Here is a 21,136-nt window from a genome sequence, read left to right as displayed (position 1 = left end):
GGCTCGGGCAACGGCTCAGGCGGCCACTCGGGCAACGGCTCGGGCAACGGCTCAGGCGGCCACTCGGGCAACGGCTCGGGCAACGGCTCGGGCAACGGCTCGGGCAACGGCTCGGGCAACGGCTCGGAGGCCGGCTCGAGCGGCTCGAGCGGCGGCTCGAGCGGCGGCCAGGACTCCGACTCGGCCCCCGACGCCGGCTCGGCCCCCGACGCCGGCTCGGGCGCCGCGTCCACCGGCCCGGGGTCCACCGGCCCGGCTCCCTCGGCCTCCGGCGCCGCTCGTTCGGCCCCCGGGTCCACCGGGCCGGCCTCCGGCTCCGCCCCCTGCGGCGCCGGGGCCTCCCCCGCCACCACGACCGCGGTGGTCGGCTCCGGCTCCGGCACCGGGTTGACCGTGGCGTGCAGGCTGCCCTCCGCCACCACCAGCTCCGGCTGGTCGGTGACCATCGGCGCGATGCCCAGCCTCCGGTGCAGCACCGTGGCCACCAGCGGGATCCGGCTCGACCCGCCCACGAGGAACAGGTCGGTGACGCGCCGGCCGGGGCCGGCCTGCCGCAGCACCGTCCGCATCGCGGCGACGGTCTGCGTGACCAACGGGCCGACGATCCGCTCGAGGTCGTCCCTGGTGATCAGGACGTCGGAGTCGACGAGCGGCACGAACAGGGTGGTCGACGCCTGGCGGGAGAGGGCCTCCTTCGCGCCGCGCACCTCGTCCCACAGCACTCTGCGCGCGCGGAGATCAGCCGGCGACGCGGGGTGGGTGAGCCGCCGCCACTCCTCGGGGTGCCGCTCACCGGGGCCGGTGGCCAGCCAGGAGACGATCGCCTCGTCGAGGTCGAGGCCGCCGACCGAGTCCAGACCACCGACCGCGACCGCGCGGAACCCGCGCGCCTTCCGGGCCAGCACCGAGGCGTCGAACGTGCCGGCACCGAAGTCGTAGACGGCGAGCGCCCGCCCCTTCTTCACCGCGTTGCCCAGCACCGCGGTGAAGTAGCTCGCCGCCGCGATCGGCTCCGGCACCAGCCCGCACACGTCGAGCCCGGCCGACCGGGCCGCGCCGACGAGCACCCCGCACCGCGCCGCGCCCCACGCGGCGGGATGCGTCAGCACCGTCTCGACCGGTGACCCGCCCACGACGCGGCCGGCCTCCGCCGCCACCCGCCGGAACACGGCGGCGATCGCGTCGACCACCGGCACCTCGGTGGACCCGAGCAGCAGCGTCCCCTCGTGGACGCGCCGCTTCGGGTTCGGCTCGTACCGGGCCGGAGCGGCGAGCGCCGCCCGGGCCGCGTCACGCCCGACGTCGAGCTCACCGTCGGCGCGCAGGAACACCGCCGACGGGAGAACCGGTGACTCGTCGAACAGGAGCGGCCGGGTGCGACCGTCGGGCCGGGTGAGCATGGCGACCGTGTTGGTGGTTCCGAAGTCGATGCCGAGTCGATGGCCCAGCGCCATGCGGCCAGCGTAGACAGTCGATGCGAGAGATCAACGCCTGTCGACCAGTCAGTCCACTGTAGACACCCGTCGCGGCTGCCGGCACGGGCCGGGAAACAACGCGCGCAGATGATCGGCCAGCGCGGAGTGCGCGGCCTCCGCCGTCACGGTGTCCGGGGCGACGTAGGCGTGCAGGGCCAGCCCGTCGACCACCGCAAGGAGCCGGACGGACTCCGCGTGGTCGTCGGTGGCGGCGGGCACCTCGCCGCACTCCTTGCCGTTGTGGATCGCGACGGCCAACCGCTCGCGGACGCTGTCGGCGCTGGCGCGCAGGACCTCGGTGAGCCGCGGGCTGTCGAGCGTGCGACCGGCGAACGCCAGCATGACGCGGCACTCGCGGCGCCGCCGCCCGTCGAGCGGGAGAAGTTCACCCAGCGCGTCGAGGAGCACGTGCTCGATGCGCGCGCCCGACCCGGCGCCGGCGTCGACGGCCGTCGCGACCCGCGCCTCGATCTGCTCCCGCACGTGGGCGTACGCGAACAGCAGCATGTCGTCCTTGGTCGCGAAGTAGTGCTGCACCAGGCCGACCGAGATGCCGGCCGCCGCCGCGGTCCGGGCCACCGTGACGCCGTCGAGGTCGTCGGTGGCGACGAGACCGGCGACCGCGGCCGCCACCTGGCGGCGCCGTGCGTCGTGATCGGAGACCCGGGGCATTGCATAACCATATCGCGGTACGGTATACCTCCATAACAATATGGCGATACGGTTATGGAGGCGGCATGCGATGGCTCACCGCGGTGGCGATCGGAGCGGGGCTTCTCGCGCCGGCCACGCCGGCACAGGCGGAGAACGCCGACATCGGCACCTACCTGAAGCGCCACGCCGCGGCGCACCACATTCCCGGGCTGGCGGCGGCGGTCGTGCGGGACGGCAGGGTCGTTCAGACGGTGACGCTGGGCGAGGACGGCAACGGCGCGAAGGTCACCACGCAGACGCCGTTCCTGCTCGGGTCGGTGTCGAAGCCGGTCACCGCGCTGGCGGTCACGCAACTCGTCGAGGCAGGAAGGGTCGACCTCGACACGCCGGTGCGGCGCTACCTGCCGTGGTTCGACCTGCGTGACGAGGCGGCCGCCGCCGCGATCACGGTGCGGCACCTGCTCACCCACACCAGCGGGCTCCCGGAGATCGCCACCACCGGGCTCACCGACCGGTTCGACAACACCCCGGGCGGCCTCGACCGCGCGGTCCGCGACCTCTCCACGCTCGACGACACGACGGAGCCGGGCGCCCGGCACGAGTACAGCGACGCGAACTACGCCGTCCTCGGTGCGCTGGTGGCCGCGGTCAGCGGCCAGTCGTTCGGCACCTACCTGCGGCGGAACGTGCTCGATCCGTTGGGAATGCGGCACTCCGCCACCACGGCGGCCGAGGCCGACGCGATCGGGCTGCCGCCCGGTCACCGCATGTGGTTCGGGCGGCCGGTGCGGTTCGACTCGCCGTTCGACACCGCGGGGGTGCCGTACGGATACCTCGCCGCGAGCCTCGACGACACCACCCGGTTCGTGGCGGCACAGCTCGGCGGCGGCGCGGGAATCCTGTCGCCGCAAGGGATCGAGCTGACCCACACCGGCCTGGCCGACACCGGCAACGGCCGGTACGGGCTCGGGTGGCGCGACTCCACGAGCGACAGCGGTGCCCGGCTCGTCTGGCACGCCGGTGCGACCCCCGGGTACTTCGCCCACATCGTGCTGAGCCCCGACACGCGCACCGGCGTGGTCGTACTGTCCAATGTGTACAGTCTGGCGATGGATCCGGCGCTGGCCTCGGCCGCGTTCGACGTGGCCGCCATCATGCGCGGTGAACGACCGGATCCGCGCCCGGCCGACAACACGTTCACGTACGTGCTCGGCGGGCTTGTTCTCCTGGCGGTCGGGCTGGTCGTCGCGATCGTCCGCGCGCCGTGGAAGGCCCGTGGAAGGCCGGTTCCCTGGCTGCTCGGCGGTGGCGCGCTCGCGACCGCCGTCGTGGTCGGGCTCCCCGCGGCGGCGGGCGCCGGTCTCCGTCAGGTGCTGCTGTGGACGCCCGACGTCGGCTGGACCGGCGTGACCGTGGCCGCGCTGGCCGTGCTGCTCGGGCTCACCCGGGCCGGCACCATCACGTACCGGCGGTTCAGAAGCGCACCTCGCCCGGCGGGATCGGACGACCGAACAGCCACCCCTGCGCCAGATCACACCCCAACCCACGCAGCAGATCGGCCTGGCTCCGCGTCTCCACACCCTCCGCGGTGACGGCGAGCCCGAACCGGTGGCCGACCGACACCATCGCCTCCAGCAGCGCCGCACGCCGCGACGCCTGGCGACCGTCGAGGTCCCGCAGGAACTGGGCGGCGAGCTTGAGCCCGTGCACCGGAAGGTCGCACAGGTACGACAGGTTGGCGTAGCCGGTGCCGAAGTCGTCGATGACCAGGCGCACACCCAGGCCCCGCAACGCGCGCAGGGTTCCGAGCGTGTGGTCGTCGATGCTCATCACCGCGCTCTCGGTGATCTCCAGCTGCAGCCGGCCGGCCGGAAGCCCCACGCGGTCGAGCACCGCGGCGATCCGGCCGACGAGCGCCGGGTCCCGGATCTGCTGCACCGCGAGGTTGACGCTCACGAACGGCGGCGCCGACCCCGCGGACTCCCACCGCAGCGCCTGCCGGCACGCCTTCTCCAGCACCTGCAGGCCGAGAGTGCCGATCAGGCCGCTGTCCTCGGCGAGCCCGATGAACTCGTGCGGACCGAGTTCGCCGCGGGCCGGATGCCGCCACCGCGCCAGCGCCTCGACACCGACCATGGCACCGGTGCGCAGGTCGACCAGCGGCTGGTAGGCGAGCACGAACTCGTCGTTGCGCAGCCCGGCCGGCAACGCCGCCGACAACGCGTACCGCGCGACGTCGTCGGCGTTGCGCCCGGCGTCGAACAGCGCGCTCCGGCCACGGCCGTCGGCCTTCGCCCAGTGCAGCGTGATGGTCGCGGACCGCATCACGTCGGCGGGATCGCCGCCGTCGGCGGCACGTTCGAGAACACCGGCGCTCGCCGACAGCGGGATCTCACGGCCGTCGACATGCATCGGTTCGGCGATGCGGCGCAGCGCGCGGTCGGCGAACTTCAGCGCGTCGTCGGTACAGGTCGTGTCCGGGACCAGGAACCCGAACTCGTCGCCACCGATGCGCGCCACCAGGCAACCGAACTCGGTGGCCAGCGCACGCAACTGCTCGGCGACGAGGACCAGCACGCGGTCACCGACCGCCGGTCCGAACGTCCCGTTGACGCTCTTGAACCGATCGACCCCGACGAGGCAGACGGCGAACCGCGCGGCCGGCCTGGCGGCGGGCCCGGTGCCCGTGAGCGCGGCGCCGGACAGCAACGCGGCCAGCCACTCGGTGAACAACGTGCGGTTGGGCAGGCCCGTCAACGGGTCGTGCAGGGCGGCGTGCAGGGCCCGCGCCTCGCTTTCCCGCAACGCGTTCTCGACCCTCGCCTTGGCCCGCATGGTCGCGCGGTGCAGATCGTCCTGCGCGTCGAGCGTGAGGTCACGGACCGCGCGGACGAACCCCTCGGTGAGGGAACCCGTCAACCGGACGAGCCGGCGGCCCGCCTCCGCGGCGGCCGGACCGGTGAGCCCGAGGTCGGCCACCAGACGCCGCTGCAGCAGCACGACGGAGCGGCCGAGCGCCTCCGGCGCGGTGAAGCCGGTGCGCGCCAACGCCGTTCCCACCGCGCGACCGGCGACGGCGTCGAACGTGTCGGCGGTCAGCGACCGGTGCAGCACGTCGGCCTGCTCCCGGAGGAAGCCGACGGCCTGGGACCGCGCCATCGGGACGTACGAGGTGCCGACGATCTCCCGTGCCCACGCCCGCGCGAAGACGTCGAGGCCCTCGTTCACGCCGCGGCCGTTCGCGCGTTTCGCTGAATGACCACGATCGTCGGTCGTTCGGTGTCGATATCGAGATCCGCGGATGCCTGGCGCGACGGCTCCATTTCCGTGATCCTTCCCGGCGACCGCTCCGACGCTGGCGCGGCCTTTGTGACGATCGGCCACCGACCATTATCGATGAGATCGGCCCGGGGACGAAAAGGATCTCGTGTCGTGCTGCACTGGGCGCATGGAGCACGCCAATTCCTTCGGCTCCGCCGCCGACCTGTACGACGCCCACCGGCCCGGCTATCCGGCCGACGCGGTGCGCTGGGCGCTCGGTCCGGGTCCGCTGCGGGTCGCCGACCTCGGCGCCGGCACCGGGATCCTGAGCCGCCTGCTGCGCGACCTCGGGCACCGCGTCGTCGCCGTCGAACCCGACGACCGCATGCGCGACCGCCTCACGCGGACCAGCCCGGGCGTCGAAGCCCTCGATGGGACCGCCGAAGCGGTGCCCCTGCCCGACGCGTCCGTCGACGCGGTCGTGGCGGGGCAGGCCTACCACTGGTTCGACCCCGAACGGGCACACCCGGAGATCGCGCGCGTCCTGCGTCCCGGCGGTGTGTTCGCCGCACTCTGGAACGACGCCGACGTCGAGGCGCCGTGGACGCTGCGCTTCGTCGAGATCGTCGACGGCACTCCCCCGGACATCGAGGTGGTCGACTTCGGCCCGCTGTTCACGCCGGCCCGGGTCGGCGAGTTCCGGCACGCGATGCCGATGAGCCCCGAGGGGCTGCTCGACCTCACCAGGACGCGGTCGCCGTACCTGGTCGCATCGCCGTCCGAACGTGAGACGCTGCTCGACGCAGTACGCCGGCTGATGACCGAGTCGGGGCTGGCCGGCCGCTTCCCGTTGCCGCTCGTCACGCGCGTTCACCGGGCTTCTGTCGTACCCGGGGGCTAGCGTCACGGGCATGCTCGATCATCTCGGTATCCAGGTGGCCAACGTGCTCGGCTCGCTGGAGTTCTACGTACGCACCTTCGCACCGCTCGGAATGCGCGAGGCGATGCGCTTCCCGAGCGGCGACTCCTTCGCCATCGGGCTCTCCCTGGCCGACGGCAGCCCCGACTTCTGGCTCGGGCCGGCCCCCGGCCCGGAGACGCGCGAGCTGCACATCGCGTTCCGCGCCCCCAGCCGCGCCGCGGTCGACGCGGTCCACGAGGCCGCTGTGGCCGCGGGTACGGAGGTCCTCCACGCACCCCGCGAGTGGCCCGAGTACCACCCCGGCTACTACGCGGTCTTCCTCCGCGATCCCGACGGCCACAACGTCGAGGCGGTCCACCACGGGTAGCCGGCCGCCGTGCGGGGAGAGCCGGCTCCCCGTGGACAGAGACGGCCGGCCCTCTCCGCGGAGCGCTAGATCGTGAAGCCGCCGTCGACCGGCACGGTGGCGCCGGTGATGTAGGCCGCCTCCGGGCGGGCCAGGTACGCGACCACGCCGGCGACCTCGGCCGGGGCGGCGAAGCGGCCCAGCGCGGTGAACCCGTTGATGGTCGCCGCGGCGGGGCCGTCGGCCGGGTTGGTGTCGGTGTCCGTGGGGCCCGGCACGACCAGGTTCACCGTGATCGCCCGCGGCCCGAGCTCGCGACCGAGCGCCTTGGTGAGACCCACGAGGGCCGCCTTGCTCGTGGCGTACATGGTCAACCCCGGGAACACCGCGCGGTCGGCCACGTTGCTGCCGATGCTGATGATCCTCCCGCCGGCCGCCATGTGGGGCACGGCCGCCTGCGTCGCGACGAACACCGCCCGCACGTTCACGGCCATCGCCTCCTCGAACTCGTCGACGCCCGTCTCCTCCAACGGCTTCACCGCGAACACGGCCGCGTTGTTCACGAGGACGTCGAGCCGGCCGAGGTCGCCGGCCGCCCGCTCCACCGCGTCGCGCACCGCCACCGGATCGGCGCTGTCGGCGGCCAGCGCCACCGCCCGGCGTCCGGTCGCCTTGATCCGCTCGACGACGTCCGACGCGCGGTCGTGGCTGCCCCGGTAGGTGAACGCGACGTCGGCACCGTCAGCGGCGAGCCGGACCGCGATGGCCGCACCGATTCCGCGGCTGCCGCCGGTGACGAGAGCGACCTTGTCCTGAAGTGCTGTGGTCATGCACGAATCGTGGTCGGTCAGGTGCCGGCCGTCTGGCGGCGATCGGACCCGGCGTCCGAACGCCCGGTCCGAATCCCGCCGGCCCCGGCCGGGGCACCCGCCGTGGCCCCGGTGCCGCCGGCGGCCGGGGTGCGCACCGTTGCCAGCACCAGCACCGCGGCGACCGCCGCCAACGCCGCGGCCAGCACTGCCGACGCCAGCGTCGGCAGCACGCACCCACACCCACCCCGGCCAGTACCAGGCCGGGCAGCAGCAGCCGAACCGCCGCTGTGCGGGTCCAGTCGCGCCTGCAACGCGGCGCCGCCACCGATCAACACCAGCCCGACCGGCTCCGGCACGGTCTACTTCGACGTCGAGGTCGACCCCGACCGGCTCGGCTTCCACGCCCGGGTGCTGCTGTGGATGGCGGTGTCGCCGTCGCGGCTGGCGCGGATCGGCGGGGCGCTGGCGTTACACGAGGAGATCGTCTTCGCGGCGGCGACCACCGGGGAGACCAACGTCGTCGCGACCGTGGTCTGCCAGGACATGCCCGCGCTCCACCGCTACCTCACCGAACGGGTCGGTGTGCTCGACGGCGTCGAACGGGTCGAGACCGCGCCGCTGCTGCGGCACGTCAAGCAGGTCGGCGCCGTGAGCTTCTGAGGCGCTGTCGAATCGCTCCGGCACCGCTCGTCGGGATGGCATGACCCGGTACGCAATCCTCGTCTACTCGTCCGCCGACCCGATCAGGCTGTTCACGCTCGCGGGATTCGCGTTCCCGTTCGGTGCCACGGCGATCTCCATCCGGGGAGACGTCGTGAGCGCCGGCCCGTTCCACGCCGGCCACCCGGCGGCCGCGGGGTTCTTCGTCGTCGAGGCACCCGACCTCGACGTGGTGCTGGCGATCGCCCGGGCCGACCCGGCCACCCGCGACGGCGGGGTCGAGGTGCGGCCGCTGGTCGATTAGCCTGCCTTGTGACCCTTCCGCCTTTCCGCCCCGGAACCCCGGTCCCGCGCCCACCGGGACCACCGCCACCCGCACCCGTGGTGATCGCCGTGTGCAGCGGCAAGGGCGGGGTGGGCAAGTCGACGGTCGCGCTCAACCTCGCCGTCGCCCTCGGGCTCGACGGCACACGCGTGGGGCTGCTCGACGCCGACCTCCACGCGCCCGACATTCCGCTGATGGTCGGACTCCGCCGCAGCGCGCCGTCGAGCGGCTGGATGCTCTCCCGGGCCGGTGCGAAGGCGGCACTGGAGCCGGTGGAGCGGTACGGCGTCACGGTGATGTCGAGCGGTTTCATCGTCGCGGAGGACCAGGCGGTGACGCTGATGGCGGGCCTCGCCGGCGCGCTGCTGGCCCAGTTGGTCTTCGCGACCGAGTGGGGCGACCTCGACGTCCTGGTCATCGACCTCCCACCCGGCACGTCCGACGTGGTGCAGGAGACGTTCCGCCTGCTGCCGGCCGCCGGCGCGGTGATCGTGGTGACCCCGCAGGACGTGGCGCATCTCGACAACCGCCGGGTGCTGGCCGCCCTGTCGACGGCGGGCGCGACCGCCCTCGGCGGCATCGAGAACATGGCCGGCCTGACCTGCCCGTGCTGCGACACCCGCCTGGAGGTGTTCCCGCCGGTCGCGCACGAACGGTCGGTCTGGGCCGCGGGCCTCGCGCGGCTCGGCACGGTGCCGATGGGCGTGGTCGCGGCCGACGGCAGCGGCGGAACGGAACCGGTGGTCGTGACGGCACCGGAGTCGCCCCGGGCGGTCGCGCTCCGCGAGGCGGCCGCGGCGGTGCGCGCGGCCGCGGCGGACATGTGACGCGGCACGCCCCCTACCCGGCCGGGCCGCGTGGGCCGGGCACGCGGCCGGGTCCGCGGGGTGGGGTCAGAGCGTGTACCGCAGGTGCTTGATGCCGTTGATGAAGTTCGAGTGCAGGCGGACCGGGTCGGCGCCCTCGATGGTCGGCACGCGCCGGAGGAGCTCCTCCAGGAGGACGGTGATCTCCAGGCGGGCCAGGTGGGCGCCCAGGCAGAAGTGGGGACCGGCAGCGCCGAAGCCCAGGTGCGGGTTGGGGTCCCGGGTGATGTCGAACCGGTACGGGTCCGGGAAGACGGTTTCGTCGACGTTGGCGGAGCAGTAGAACAGCACCACCTTGTCGCCCTCGCGGTACCCGTGACCGTTCAGCTCGAAGTCGCGGGTGAGCTTGCGGCGCATGTAGATGACCGGCGACGTCAGCCGCACGACCTCCTCCACCGCGCCGGGCAACCGGCCGTCGAGGTCCGCCAGGAGCTGGGCGCGCACGTCGGGGTTCACGGTGAGCAGGTGCAGCGCGCTGGAGATCGAATGCCGCGTGGTCTCGTTGCCGGCCACCAGCAGCAGGATGAAGAACGAGCCCAGCTCCTGCATCGTGAGCTTCTCGCCGTCGACGTTGCCGTGCACGAGCGCCGACGTCAGGTCGCCGGTCGGGTTCCTCTCCCGCTCGGCGGCCAGGTCCTGCACCAGCTGCTGCAGCTCCATGCCGGCGTTGAGCAGCTTCAGGCCCGTCTCGGTCGGGTCCTCGCCGGCGTACTCGGGGTCGAACCCGCTGAGGATCACGTTGGACCGGTCGAGCACGTACTGGTGCTCGCTGTCCGGCAGGCCCATCAGGTCACAGATGATCTTCAACGGGAGGCGGGCGGCGACCAGGTCGACGAAGTCGCCGCCGGAGCCGGCGTCGAGCAGCTGGTCGACGCACTGCGTCGAGACGGCCGCGATCTGGTCCTTGAGCTGGGTGACCATCGTGGCGGTGAACGCACGCGAGACGATCCGCCGCAGGCGGGCGTGCTTCGGGTCGTCCATGTTGATCATTGATCCGAAGTACTCGACGAAGTCCTCCGGCAGGTCGGGAATCGTGGTCGCGCCGCCCTGGCCCGAGCTGAACACCTTGGCGTTGCGGCTCGCCCCGACGACGTCGGCGTGCCTGACGAGCGCGTAGTACCCGGGACCGCGTTCCGCCCACGGGATCTCGATCTCCTCGAAGAACGCCGGCGCGTCGAGCCGGCGCAGCCGCTCGAAGGCAGCGGCCCGCTCCCCCTGCGACTGCGCCCAGAACTCCCGGCTTGATAGATCAAAATCGATCACATCCATGCATACAGATTCCCTGCCCCGCGCGGGCGGGTCAACGCCCCGGCGACCGGGCGCCCAGGAACATCATTTTCCCAGGATGATGTTCGTTCGTGCCGGGTCACGCGCGAGCGAGGGCGCGGCTGTCGGGGTGTGGGTGAGGAGGGCACAGGCGAGGAGGGCCGGAACCAGCGTCGACATGAAGGGGATGGTCAGCACGAACGCGGCCTCCGCCGCCACCACCGACACCGGCGCCAGCACCGCGCACAGCACCGTGAGACCCGCCGCGACCCCGCCGACCGCGGCCACCGCCCGGGCCGCCGACCCGGACACCGCACCCGCCCGACCGGCCGCGACCGCGAGCCCGGCGAAGCCGACGTACGTGAGCACCACGTAGGCGACCTGCATCAGGTCGAGCCACACCAGCAGCAGCGACATCGTGTCGGGCACGCCGTCGAGGCCGCGCAGGTAGACGTTCGCCACCCAGGCCCGGTCCTCCACCGCCGCCTGCCACGGCGCGGCACCGGACAGGACCACGGCCCACCGGGCCAGCAGGTTCAGCAGGTAGCCGGCGCTGCCCACCACGACCGCGGTGACCCCCAGCCGCGCCGGGAGGCCCGGCATCCGGTGCGCCAACGCGACCGCGCCGACCGCGAGCGCCACCGCCGCGGCGAACAGGACCGCCGCGTTCAGCAGCATCGCCGTGGGCTGGCGCGCGGTGGGCACGCCGGTCAGCGACGCGAGCGCGAAGATTCCCACCCCGGCGCCGAGCAACGCCAGGGCCGCGCGATCGCGCGTCCACCGTCCCCGATGAAGCGTGACGACCACCGCGAGCACGTAGGCGGCATCGACCACGACGAACGCCACACCCGGCAGCAGGCCGCCGAGCAGGTGCCCGAGCGCGAGGGCGAGGCCGACCGGCCAGGCCAGCCACGGCGCGGCCCTCACCACCGGGACGCCAACGCGTCGGCGAGCACCGCGGGACGGTGCAGGTAGACCTCGTGGTCGTCGGCCGCCGGAACGACCAGCGGGGCGCGGCCGGTGATCTCGGCGAACGCGGCCGCGATCGCGGCGTGCAGCGGGGCGGGCGCGGCACCGACGGCCACGATGCCGCCATCGGACGGCTCGACCGTGTACCGGGTGATGACGACGGCGTCGTCGCGGAGGGCCGCCTCGGCGTTGCGGCGCATCGCCCGCACCACCGGGGCGTCGTGGTCGGCCCGGCCCTCCGACAGGGTGTCGAGCATGACGCGGTAGCCACCGGCCCAGTCGCCGGGATGCTCGGCGAGGTACGCCTCGATCGGCTTCAACAGCGCGGCGTGGAGGTCCGTCCCGCCCGGGACGAGGCTGATCAGCGGCGGCTCCCAGGCGATCGCCTCCCGCACCGCATCGGGGTGACGGGCGGCCAGCGCGAGCGCGACGATGCCCCCCGAACTGAAGCCCAGCACGGTGGCGGGCGCGGCGTTCTCCGCGCGGAGCAGGTCGGCCGCGTCGTCGGCGTGCGCCTCGACGGTGGACGGCCAGTGGTCGCGCGGGCTGCGACCCGTGCCGCGACGGTCGGCCCAGATCACCCGGCGGCCGCGGGCGGCGAACGCCTCGGCCTGCGGCGTCAGGAGGTCGACGTCCTCGGCGGCGCCGTGGATCAGCAGGAGCGGCGGGCCCTCGCCCGCGGTCCGGTGGTGCAGCATGGGTTCCCCATTTCCTTTAACTTGAACTCTATCGAATATTGAGTAAGGTAAGTCAATGTCCGGTCAGCGACAGGGGCGGCGCGCCTACGACTCCACCGGCCGCCGCGCCCAGGCGGAGGCCACCCGGCTCCGGATCCTCGACACCGCACGGCGCCTGTTCGTCGAGCACGGGTACGCCGGTACCTCGATGGCGCAGATCGCGGCCGCCGCCGGGGTCTCGGTTCCGACCGTGTTCAGCGCCTACCGGTCCAAGGTCAATGTGTTGCGGACCGCGGCGGAGACGACGATCGTCGGCGACGCCGACCAGGTGCCGCTGCACGAGCGTCCCGCCATGCGGCACGTGCACGACGGCGCGACCGCCGCCGAGGTGCTCGACCGGCTCGCGGACCTCAACGCCGCGACCGCCGAGCGCGCCTACCCGATCTTCGCGGTGGTCAACGCCGCCGCCGACGCCGAACCCGAGATCGCCGAACTGGTACGCGTCATCGACGGGCAGCGCCTCGCCGGCGCCACGATGCTGGCCCGTACCGTGGTCGACCGCCTCGGCGACGACGATCCGGCCCGGTTCACGGAGATCCGCGACTCGATCTGGGCGCTGAACTCCCTCGCGATGTACGGCCTGCTGGTCGCCGAACGCGGATGGCCCCTCGACCGCTACCGCGAGTGGGTCCGGCGGGCCCTGCACGCCGTGGTCCTCCCGTGATCCCGACGCGGTCGCGGACCTGTGGCCCGGCCTCGACCTCGGCACGGCGACCGTCCACCGGGGCATGTCGCACACCGTGGTCGTCGTCCCGGGACTCCCCGACCCGGCGGTGCTGCGCGACCTGCTCGACGCGACCGCCGCGGCGCCGCTCGACGGGGCCACCGGCGGACCGCGCGAGTACGCCGGCGGACCGCGATCGGACGTACCGCGACGCGTTCCCCGTCGAGTCCTTCGTCGCCGAGACCCTACTTCGTCGCCGAGACCCTGCGCGGCGCGGCGCGGCCGACCGGGCCGACCACGTCCTGGCCCTGCTCCGCGCGGACCTGGCACCGCGGTAACCCCGGCGGCTTCTCGCAGAAGCCGGGTATCGTCGGCGGTTGATACGCGGGGGGTATCGATGAGACGGCAGTCGTGGGCGATGGTTCTGCTGCCCTGGGGAGCGGCGGCGTTCCTCTTCAAACCGCGCTACCGGCTGCTGCCGGAGGATCCGCTGATGAGCGTCCTCGGCCGGATCCGGGCGATCGCCGGCCTGGTGATGACGGTCGGCATCGCCATCTACTACGGCGCCTTCTCCGATTTCGCGCTGGAGCCGTTCCTCAACAGCCTGCTGCTCACCGGCCTGCTGGCGGTCCCGAGCATGCTGCTGTGCATGGGTGTCGTCGTCGCGCTGGCCGGGCGGGGCGGGCGCGGCGCGGCCGTGCGGCAGCTGCGCTGGCCGGCGCTGACGCTGGGCGTGTTCGTCACGGTGATGGCCGCCCTCCTGCTGTTCAACGCCGGCGGCGCGAGCAGGCTCGACCGGTACGACGACCACATCCCGCTCAACGGCATGGTGTACGGCGGCATCGTCAGCCTGTGGTTCCTGGTGTTCGCGTTCCGCAGCATCTACCTGATCAGCCAGTACTGGTTCAACGCCGTCGACGGGCACCCGTACCTGCAGCCGCTGATGGCCATCTGGATGGCCTGGGTGCTCGCCATCAACACGCTCGTCTTCCAGAACGACGGAGACGCCGGCGGCGTGCCGTCGGCGCTCGGTACGGCGCTGCCCGTCCTGGCCGCGACCGTGACGACGGCGCTCGCGGCGGCCGAGGCCGCCCGCGTACGCGAGGCGCTGCAACCGGTCCCGAACTACTGGCCCGACCCGAGCCACCCGTGACCCGGATCGTCATCGTCGGCGACGTCGGCGGGTGCGCCGACGAGCTGCGGCGGGTGGTTCTGCCCGCGACGGAGGACCCCGACGCCATCGTGGTCCAGGTGGGCGACCTGGTCGACCGGGGACCCGACAGCGCGGGCGTGCTGGCGCTGGTGGCCGAGCGCCTGACGGCCGCACCGCGACGGTGGATCCAGCTCATCGGCAACCACGAGGGGCAGTACCTCGGCGGCGAGCGGTTCTGGCCCGAACCGCTCGGCGACGACGACGCCGACCTGCTGCGCCGGTGGTGGCTGACCGACCGGATGCGCGTCGCCTGCGCGGTGCGCACCGCCGACGGCGAGGAGTTCCTCGTGACGCACGCCGGCATCACCGTCGACGCCTGGCGCGAACTCGGCGAGCCGGTCACCGCCACGACCGCGGCCGACCTGCTCAACACGCGGCCCGAGCCGCTGCTCTGGCACGACCGCGGACCGCTGTGGGCCGAGGCCGCGCCGCACCTGTACCGCTCCTGGCTCGACGGGCCGGTCGCCCCGCCGTTCGGTCAGGTACACGGCCACTCGACGATCGTCAGCTACACGCGCCGGGCCTGGACCTGTCCGGAGCTGATCCGGGCCCGGTCCACCGTGGACTGGGACGCCCGGCACACCACCACCCGGGTCAGCGGCGTCCGGTTCGTCGCGGTCGATCCGAAGCATGGACGCACGGGTGCGCCGGCCTGGTCACCACTCGTCCTGGAGGACGCGACGCTGCTGGCATGAGCCGTCGACGCAGGGTGAGAGTCGCGCGGTTACCCGCCGGTAACGCTAGTATCGGTTGTCGCCTCCCCAGGATCGGTGAGCGTTGATGACTGAGACTCCTGTTCACCAGGAAGAGTTCGACACCGTGTGGGCCGTCGCGGAGCAGATTCCGGGATGGCTCACCCGCGCGCAGGCGGCGATGCTGTGGCACGCCGCCCGGCGGCTCGCGCCCGGCGCCCACATCGTCGAGATCGGCAGCCACCAGGGCCGCTCGACGGTCGTGCTGGCCCGGGCGGCGCAGGCGGTGGGCGCGCGCGTCACGGCGGTCGACCCGTTCGTCACCGGTCGGCTCTTCGGCGGACCGTCGACCCGCGACCTGTTCGAGGCGAACCTGGCCAGAGCCGGGGTGACCGGCACCGTCGCGCTGCTGCCCGAGTACAGCACCCGCGCCCGGCCGGCCTGGCACGGCGGCGCCGTCGACCTCCTGTACATCGACGGCAAACACGACTACTGGACGTTCACCGACGACCTGCGCTGGTCGGCGTTCATGGCCCCCGGCGGCGAGATCCTGGTGCACGACTGCTACTCGTCCATCGGCGTCACGAGCGGCGTCGTGCTGAAGGTGCTGCCGTCGCGGCGGTACTCCTATGTGGACAGAGCGGGGTCGCTGGCCCGGTTCCGGCTCGCCCGTCCGGCCTTCGCCGACCGGACGCGGCTGATGCGGCAGCTGCCGTGGTTCACCCGCAACGTCTTCCTGAAGGTGCTGCTGCGGTTGCGGCTGCGACCGGTGGCGCGGGTGTTCGGCCACGACAGCCCGTACGACCCGTACTAGACGAGCAGTAGCCCCTCGTTGTTCAGGTTGACCTCGGGAACCGCGCCGCCCGGCTCGTAGGGCTCGACGCGCAGCGTCCGCTGGCCGTCGAACCGGAGGAGCTGCCCGGGCGTGAGCACGTGGCCCTCGGCGAGCATTCGCGCGAGGTGGTTGAGCACCTGCGCGGTGTGCTCGATGCCGTCGGCGGCGACCCCCGCCACCAGGTCGGGCCGGCCGAACTTCACCATGCCCCGCGTGTGCACCGGATGCCCGAAGCCCGGGGCGGGCGTGGTCTCCGCCGTGAGGCTCACCTCCCGCTGCACCACGAACGGCCGGTCGGCCGGCAGGTCGGCCACGGCCGGCCCGGGCAGCCAGGTCACCGCGTGCACGTCGAGCACCGCGAACGCGCCCTGCCGGGCGAGCGCCGCCGCGACCGCCCAGGCCAGTTGCAGGTGGGTCAGGTCCCGCGGGTCGTCGACCGTGACGGTCACCGAGTAGCAGCACTTCGCGTCGTCGAGCCGGCCGAGATCGCCGAGGTCGCGTTCGGCGATCGTGCGCACCGCACCACCGCGCCAGCCGTCCATCCACTCCGGACCGTCGGCGTGGTGGTGGCCGCGCAGGTCGAGCGCCGCGACCGGCGAGCCCGCCGGCACCATGCCCTTGAGCTGAAGGTCGGGCGCCGCGCCGAGCACGTCGTCGTCGGCGAACACGACGAGCATCGCGGTCGCGGTGGCGCCCGTGGGCTGGAACGCGGGCCGGGTCCAGGGCTCGATGGTCACCCGCGCCACCCTACGGGGTCAGCCGGTACGCACGGTGCTGAACGGGTCCGGTGGCGGCGGTGGCACCGGGAGCAGGCCACGCAGCCGCACGTTGATGTTGTGCAGCGCCTGGCGGTCGCCGCGGGCCATGGCCATCCGGCCGTCCGACAGCAGCGACGTGCCCAGGCCCGGATCGACGAAGTCGTTCCGGCGCGACTCCAGGTCGTTGAAGATGAGCACGTCGAGCTGGCCCGACCGGTCGAGCACCGCGATCGCCAGCTGGCGGATCTCGTCGGTGTACATGGTCAGCAGCCGCGAGTCGGTGTTCTCGATCGCCGACCGGGCGCCGGCGATGGCCTCGTCGATCCGCCGCCGGTCGTGGTCGTCGCCCATCCGCACCGCGATGCGGCTCGCCTCGTCGGCCAGGCTCTCCGCGTCCTTGGCCTGCTCGGGCCACTCCAGCGCGTCCTCCACCTCGTCGATGGCCGCGCGCAGGTCGAGCAGCCGGCGGCCGCAGGTCGCGGCCGCGTCGGCGTCGCCCTCCGCGGCGGCGAGGAGCGTGGCCATTTCGGCGACGAGCTGCTCGCTGTCGATGCGGAACAGCGCCATCTCGGCGACCACGCTTCCGGTCTTGGGCTGACGCTCGCGCAGCTGCGACAGCCGCTGCAGCTCCCCGTCGACGGCGGCCGACAGCTCCTCGACGGTCTCGACGACCTCCGAGCGCAGCGCGACCACCTCCTCGAACTCCTCGTCGAGCAGCGGGACGTAGGCGCGCGCGGTGATGAGGCGGGACGTGTCGATGTCGAGCCGGACCTGTACCTCACTGCCCTCCGGAACGTCGGAGGCGAGCTGGTGGGCGACGAGTTCCAGCATCCCGACGCGGCGGTTGCGGTTGGCGCGCGGGTGCTCTCCCTCCAGCAGCGGGATCCGGATCATCCCGCCGCCGGTGGCGCGCCGGACCTCGACGGTGGTGCGCAGCCGCACCTTGCCATGCGCCGGCAACGGCGTGCCCCGGTTGAGCACCCATTCGGTGGTGTTGCCGTCGAGGCCCACGCCGATCGAGTTGGTCAGCAGCGGGCTGGTCTCGACCGCGCCGACCGTGTAGACGAACGAGTCCGGGCTCGCCGGAACCGCGGTGCCGTCGGGCCCGGTCACCTCGATGCGGTACCCGTTGCGCCGGCCCTTGAGGGCCACGACCTGGAGGGAGAAGATGCCGTCGGCGTTCACCGGAACCTGTCCGCTGCGCCAGGCCGGCTGGGCGTCGTGGTTGACGACCTCGACGCGGTATCCGCCGAAGTCGTCGCTGCCGGAGAGCCGGCCGACGATCAGGGGGTCGGTGTCGGGGCCGATCGGCGGGTACTCCAGCGCGACGGTCACCTTGCCCGGAGCGACCGGGCCCACCGGCGCGGGACGCCGCTGGGTGCCGGCGAAGATGGCCGCGCCGCGGGCGACCACGGTGAGCGGATCCTGGCTGTGGTCGACCTCGATGCCGAGGCCGTCCTTCAGCCGCTCGCGGACGTAGGGCGACAGCGTGGGACCGCCGACGAGCAGCGTCCGCCCGATGTCGGCGGGTGTCAGGTTCGCCTCGGCGAGCGCGCGCCTGCACAGGTTCACCGACCGCACGAGGTACGGCTCGGTGAGGCGTTCGACGTCGGCGCGCCGCAGGTCGTAGGAGAACTCCTCGCGCTGCCCGGTGCCGAGGTCGACCTCGACGAAGATCTCCGCGGCGTCCACCCTGGACAGTCGGATCTTCGCGGCCTCCGCGGCCAGCTTCAGCGCGCCGACGACCGAGGCCCAGCGCGGGTTCCCGCGGCGCACGTCGTCGAGGCCGAACTCGCGCTGGAGTTCGGGCAGCAGGAGCGTCTCGACGATCTGCCAGTCGATGAGCTTGCCGCCGAGGTAGTTGTCGCCGCGGTGGGTCAGCACGGTGAACTCGCCGTCGCGGATCTGCACCACGGCCGCGTCGAACGTGCCGCCGCCGAGGTCGTAGACGAGCCACCGCGCGTCGCTCTCCCGCTGGAACCCGTACGCGAACGCGGCGGCGGTCGGTTCCTGCAGCAACGGCGTGCTGGCGAACCCGGCCAGCTGGCCGGCGCGGCTCGTCGCCTCGCAGGCGCTCAGGTCGAACGCGGCGGGCACGGTGATGACGGCCGCCGACAGGTCGACGCCGTGCCGCTGCTGGACGTCGCCACGCAGCGACTTGAGCACCTCCGCCGACAGCTGCTCGGCGGTGAGTTCCCGGCCGCTGGCGGCGAAACGGGACACCGCGTCGGCGGTTCCCATGCGCAGCTTGAACTCCAGCGCCGTGTTGGCGGGGTCTACCTCGGCGCGCTCGCGCGCGACGCGGCCCACGTAGAGGCGGTCACGCCGGTCGATCCACACCGCCGAGGGCGTGGTGTCGCGGTCGTCGTTGTTCTTGACCACCTCGGTGTCGACGTCGCGAAGGACAGCGATGGCACTGTTGGTGGTGCCGAGGTCGATGCCGTAGTCGATCGTGCTCACGTGGTCCCTTTCACTGGAACGCCCACGATGACGCGGCCGCGCTGAAGCGTGGCCGTGCCGCGGAAGATCGAGGGGCGTTCGGTGTCGATGACCTGTTCGTGGTCGACGCCCTCGGTCGGTTGGTAGGCCACGACGTCGATCGCGAGGCCGGGGTCGAACGCGACGCCGTGATGGTCGTCGATGCGGATGTCGGCGTCGCCGAGCACGTCGAGGATCCGGCGCACCTGCCGGGCCGCGGCGCGCGTCTCCGGGGTCTCCGGATCGAGCCGCCGCTGCAGGCGCCACAGCCCGGTGGCCACCTCGACGAGCACGTGCTCCAACGGTTCCGTCATCGGCCCTCCCGCTCCCTGCGACTGCGTTCGTAGGCCTCGATCGCCTCGCGGCGCAACCGGTTCCGGTGCTCCTCCTCGGCGCGGCGCTCCTCCGCCCGGCGGCGCCGGACCTCGTCCTCGCGCGCCTGCTGTTCGCGACGACGGCGCTGCTCCTCCAGGTCGCCCTCGTGCGCCAGCATGTACTCCACGCCCTGCACGTTCTCGCGCACCGACTGCAGCATCGAGCGACCGCGCGCGGAATCCTGCGCCAGCCGCAGCATCTGCAGCGTCGCGACCCAGTCGTTGGTGGCCCGGTGGTACTCGTAGGCGAGCTTCATCAGCTTGCGCGCGACCTCGTCGTGGATGTTGTCGGCGTCGGGCGCCGACGACAGTGCCACCATGCGCAGCAGCGGCGTCGTCTGTTCGTGCAGACGTGCGGCCGCCGTCGGCGCGGCGGCCGCGTCGTTCAACGTGACCGCGAGAGCGCGGTCGCCGTGTGTCCGCACCCGGGAGATGATCGGGTCGGTGGCCGCCCGCAGCGCCCGCGCGCGCACCTGTGGCGGCAGGTCCTGGTGTGCCGCCATCCGCCAGTGCACCTGGGTCGACTCCTCGTCGCGGCCGCGTTCGAGGCTGTCGGCCGCGATCACCGCGTTGACCGACGACAGCACGAGCGGCAGCCGTTCGCGCAGCGCCGGCGCCACCCGGCCGGGCAGCCCGGGGTGACCCCCGCGCCGCACGCGTTCGTCGAACACCGCCCAGCAGGCGTCGTCGCGCCACACCGCGATCCAGTACCGGTAGGCCTGCCGCCACCGCCGGGGCGAGCCGACGAGCTTCTTCTGCGGCTGCGCCAGTTCCTCGTCGAGCGCGAGCACGTGGTTGAGCACGGCGAGGTTGTGCAGACCGTACGGGGAGCCTTCCCGCCAGAGGTTCTCGGCGTCGTCGACGCGGCCGGCCGTCAGCGCGTCGAGCGCCGGGTCGCCGTCGGGGTCGGGCCAGAACCAGAAGAACTCGTCGACGAGCCGCGACATCGGGTCACGCAGCCGCGACAGGGCCTGCAGCAGGTCGTCGGGATCGGGCGCGGTCGCGGGCGGCAGCGGACCGGTCGACACCGGGGCGCCGCCGAGAGCCCGCACGGCGCGGACCTGCTGGGCGCGGCGGCGCAGGTCGCCCGGTGACGCGTCGACGGACAGCCCGGAGATCCGGAAAGCGTTACGCAGGTACAGGTCCGGCGTGCCGATCGATCGGAGCAACGGATCGAGCGTCGCCGTCCCTCCCCCGTCGCTGGACAGCATTCGCGGAGTGTACGCCGTCATCGATCCGTCGCGACGCCGGCGATCGCGGTGCTCATGACCGCGTGGACCGCGTCGGCGTCGGGTGCGTCACCGCCGGCGAACAGCAGGTGCCCGGTTCCGATGAGCGTCAACGCGACCGTGTCGAGATCGGCACCGTCTGCGACCCGGCCGAGGTCGCGCTCGGCGGCGAGGTACGCGGAGATCATCGCGGCGGCCTCGGTGAGCAGCGGGAGGCCGGTCGGGTAGGTGCGCCGCAGGCGGGCGCGCAGCTCGTCACGGAAGATGAACAGGCCGACGATCGACGATGCGACCGACATGAAGAGGTCGCTCAGCACGACGGTGAGGTTGCCGGCGACGGTTCCGGTGCCGGCCGAGCGGCGGAGGGCGTCGGACTGCGCGCCGAGGCGGGTGGTGCGGTCCTTCACGAGTTCGACGAGGAAGTCGTCGAAGTCGGCGAAGTGGCGGTGCAGCACGCCCTTGGCGACGCCCGCCTCGGTGGTGACCGCGCGGCTGGTGAGCGCGCTCGGGCCGGCGCGGAGGAGCACCCGCTCGGCGGCGTCGAACAGCTGTTCACGCACGTCACGAATGGCCACCCCAGTCGGCACGCGACCCTCCGCT

At 73.1% G+C, this 21,136-nt stretch carries 22 protein-coding genes; 10 read left to right on the top strand and 12 right to left on the bottom strand.

What is annotated here, in order from left to right:
• A partial coding sequence (locus Voc01_RS33680) for an Hsp70 family protein (protein ID WP_203931673.1) occupies window positions 1-1,454 on the bottom strand: 1,454 nt, incomplete at its 3' end.
• Between the two features lie 48 nt (window positions 1,455-1,502).
• The gene (locus tag Voc01_RS33675) at window positions 1,503-2,147 is read right to left on the bottom strand and encodes a TetR/AcrR family transcriptional regulator (protein ID WP_203931672.1); all 645 of its coding nucleotides are present in this window, start codon (window positions 2,145-2,147) and stop codon (window positions 1,503-1,505) included.
• A 65-nt stretch (window positions 2,148-2,212) separates the two neighbouring features.
• On the opposite strand from Voc01_RS33675, the gene Voc01_RS33670 reads away from it, so the two are divergent.
• Entirely contained in the window at window positions 2,213-3,721 is a 1,509-nt protein-coding gene (locus Voc01_RS33670) for a serine hydrolase domain-containing protein (protein WP_203931671.1), read from the top strand.
• On the opposite strand, the gene Voc01_RS33665 is transcribed toward Voc01_RS33670, so the two are convergent.
• Window positions 3,603-5,357, bottom strand: a complete 1,755-nt coding sequence (locus Voc01_RS33665; RefSeq protein WP_239160656.1) for a putative bifunctional diguanylate cyclase/phosphodiesterase — start codon at window positions 5,355-5,357, stop codon at window positions 3,603-3,605. The genes Voc01_RS33670 and Voc01_RS33665 overlap by 119 nt on opposite strands.
• 220 nt (window positions 5,358-5,577) lie before the next feature.
• Here Voc01_RS33665 and Voc01_RS33660 point away from each other — a divergent pair, with 220 nt between their 5' ends.
• Window positions 5,578-6,291: a class I SAM-dependent methyltransferase gene (locus tag Voc01_RS33660; protein WP_203931670.1), complete on the top strand. Its 714-nt coding sequence runs from the start codon at window positions 5,578-5,580 to the stop codon at window positions 6,289-6,291.
• Window positions 6,292-6,301: 10 nt separating this feature from the next.
• Entirely contained in the window at window positions 6,302-6,679 is a 378-nt protein-coding gene (locus tag Voc01_RS33655; protein WP_203931669.1) for a VOC family protein, read from the top strand.
• A 65-nt stretch (window positions 6,680-6,744) separates the two neighbouring features.
• On the opposite strand, the gene Voc01_RS33650 is transcribed toward Voc01_RS33655, so the two are convergent.
• Complete coding sequence (locus Voc01_RS33650; protein WP_203931668.1) at window positions 6,745-7,488, bottom strand: 3-oxoacyl-ACP reductase family protein; 744 nt, start codon at window positions 7,486-7,488, stop codon at window positions 6,745-6,747.
• 102 nt (window positions 7,489-7,590) lie between these two features.
• Between Voc01_RS33650 and Voc01_RS53395 the strand changes: the two genes are divergently transcribed.
• The 3 genes from Voc01_RS53395 (at window position 7,591) to Voc01_RS33635 (ending at window position 9,282) form a co-directional block, all read left to right on the top strand.
• On the top strand, window positions 7,591-8,130 hold the full coding sequence (locus tag Voc01_RS53395; RefSeq protein WP_239160655.1) for an Lrp/AsnC family transcriptional regulator: 540 nt from the start codon (window positions 7,591-7,593) through the stop codon (window positions 8,128-8,130).
• Window positions 8,131-8,170: 40 nt separating this feature from the next.
• Entirely contained in the window at window positions 8,171-8,434 is a 264-nt protein-coding gene (locus Voc01_RS33640; protein WP_203931667.1) for a YciI family protein, read from the top strand.
• Window positions 8,435-8,523: 89 nt separating this feature from the next.
• Window positions 8,524-9,282, top strand: a complete 759-nt coding sequence (locus Voc01_RS33635) for a P-loop NTPase (RefSeq protein WP_203931666.1) — start codon at window positions 8,524-8,526, stop codon at window positions 9,280-9,282.
• A gap of 66 nt (window positions 9,283-9,348) precedes the next feature.
• On the opposite strand, the gene Voc01_RS33630 is transcribed toward Voc01_RS33635, so the two are convergent.
• The 3 genes from Voc01_RS33630 to Voc01_RS33620 form a co-directional block, all read right to left on the bottom strand.
• The gene (locus tag Voc01_RS33630; RefSeq protein WP_239160654.1) at window positions 9,349-10,590 is read right to left on the bottom strand and encodes a cytochrome P450; all 1,242 of its coding nucleotides are present in this window, start codon (window positions 10,588-10,590) and stop codon (window positions 9,349-9,351) included.
• Between the two features lie 63 nt (window positions 10,591-10,653).
• Entirely contained in the window at window positions 10,654-11,514 is an 861-nt protein-coding gene (locus Voc01_RS33625; RefSeq protein ID WP_203931665.1) for a hypothetical protein, read from the bottom strand.
• Window positions 11,511-12,254 (bottom strand): alpha/beta fold hydrolase, encoded by a 744-nt coding sequence (locus Voc01_RS33620; protein WP_203931664.1) that lies wholly within the window; start codon window positions 12,252-12,254, stop codon window positions 11,511-11,513. The genes Voc01_RS33625 and Voc01_RS33620 overlap by 4 nt, the downstream gene beginning before the upstream one ends.
• Window positions 12,255-12,309: 55 nt before the next feature.
• On the opposite strand from Voc01_RS33620, the gene Voc01_RS33615 reads away from it, so the two are divergent.
• The 4 genes from Voc01_RS33615 to Voc01_RS33600 all read left to right on the top strand — a co-directional run bounded on the left by Voc01_RS33615 (window position 12,310) and on the right by Voc01_RS33600 (window position 15,676).
• Entirely contained in the window at window positions 12,310-12,957 is a 648-nt protein-coding gene (locus Voc01_RS33615) for a TetR/AcrR family transcriptional regulator (protein ID WP_203931663.1), read from the top strand.
• Between the two features lie 397 nt (window positions 12,958-13,354).
• Window positions 13,355-14,110 carry a hypothetical protein gene (locus Voc01_RS33610; RefSeq protein ID WP_203931662.1) on the top strand — a complete coding sequence of 252 codons (756 nt, stop codon included), beginning with the start codon at window positions 13,355-13,357 and terminating at the stop codon, window positions 14,108-14,110.
• On the top strand, window positions 14,107-14,865 hold the full coding sequence (locus Voc01_RS33605) for a metallophosphoesterase (protein ID WP_203931661.1): 759 nt from the start codon (window positions 14,107-14,109) through the stop codon (window positions 14,863-14,865). Before Voc01_RS33610 ends, Voc01_RS33605 begins: the two co-directional genes overlap by 4 nt.
• Before the next feature lie 85 nt (window positions 14,866-14,950).
• Window positions 14,951-15,676, top strand: a complete 726-nt coding sequence (locus Voc01_RS33600) for a class I SAM-dependent methyltransferase (RefSeq protein ID WP_203931660.1) — start codon at window positions 14,951-14,953, stop codon at window positions 15,674-15,676.
• On the opposite strand, the gene Voc01_RS33595 is transcribed toward Voc01_RS33600, so the two are convergent.
• The 5 genes from Voc01_RS33595 to Voc01_RS33575 are packed head-to-tail and all read right to left on the bottom strand — an operon-like array spanning window position 15,673 to window position 21,096.
• Window positions 15,673-16,434: a hypothetical protein gene (locus tag Voc01_RS33595; RefSeq protein ID WP_203931659.1), complete on the bottom strand. Its 762-nt coding sequence runs from the start codon at window positions 16,432-16,434 to the stop codon at window positions 15,673-15,675. The two genes, Voc01_RS33600 and Voc01_RS33595, sit on opposite strands and share 4 nt — an antisense overlap.
• Before the next feature lie 18 nt (window positions 16,435-16,452).
• Window positions 16,453-18,915 carry an Hsp70 family protein gene (locus tag Voc01_RS33590; RefSeq protein ID WP_203931658.1) on the bottom strand — a complete coding sequence of 821 codons (2,463 nt, stop codon included), beginning with the start codon at window positions 18,913-18,915 and terminating at the stop codon, window positions 16,453-16,455.
• Window positions 18,912-19,247: a hypothetical protein gene (locus Voc01_RS33585; RefSeq protein ID WP_203931657.1), complete on the bottom strand. Its 336-nt coding sequence runs from the start codon at window positions 19,245-19,247 to the stop codon at window positions 18,912-18,914. The genes Voc01_RS33590 and Voc01_RS33585 overlap by 4 nt, the downstream gene beginning before the upstream one ends.
• The gene (locus Voc01_RS33580) at window positions 19,244-20,518 is read right to left on the bottom strand and encodes a hypothetical protein (RefSeq protein WP_203931656.1); all 1,275 of its coding nucleotides are present in this window, start codon (window positions 20,516-20,518) and stop codon (window positions 19,244-19,246) included. Before Voc01_RS33580 ends, Voc01_RS33585 begins: the two co-directional genes overlap by 4 nt.
• Before the next feature lie 17 nt (window positions 20,519-20,535).
• A complete protein-coding gene (locus Voc01_RS33575) occupies window positions 20,536-21,096 on the bottom strand; it encodes a TetR/AcrR family transcriptional regulator (RefSeq protein ID WP_239160653.1) in 561 nt (186 codons plus the stop codon).
• Window positions 21,097-21,136 lie beyond the last annotated feature (40 nt).

The sequence above is a fragment of the Virgisporangium ochraceum genome (assembly GCF_016863655.1).
Taxonomy (GTDB): domain Bacteria; phylum Actinomycetota; class Actinomycetes; order Mycobacteriales; family Micromonosporaceae; genus Virgisporangium; species Virgisporangium ochraceum.
Note: the sequence above shows the minus strand (reverse complement) of the source record. Positions and strands in the feature narration are given on the sequence as shown.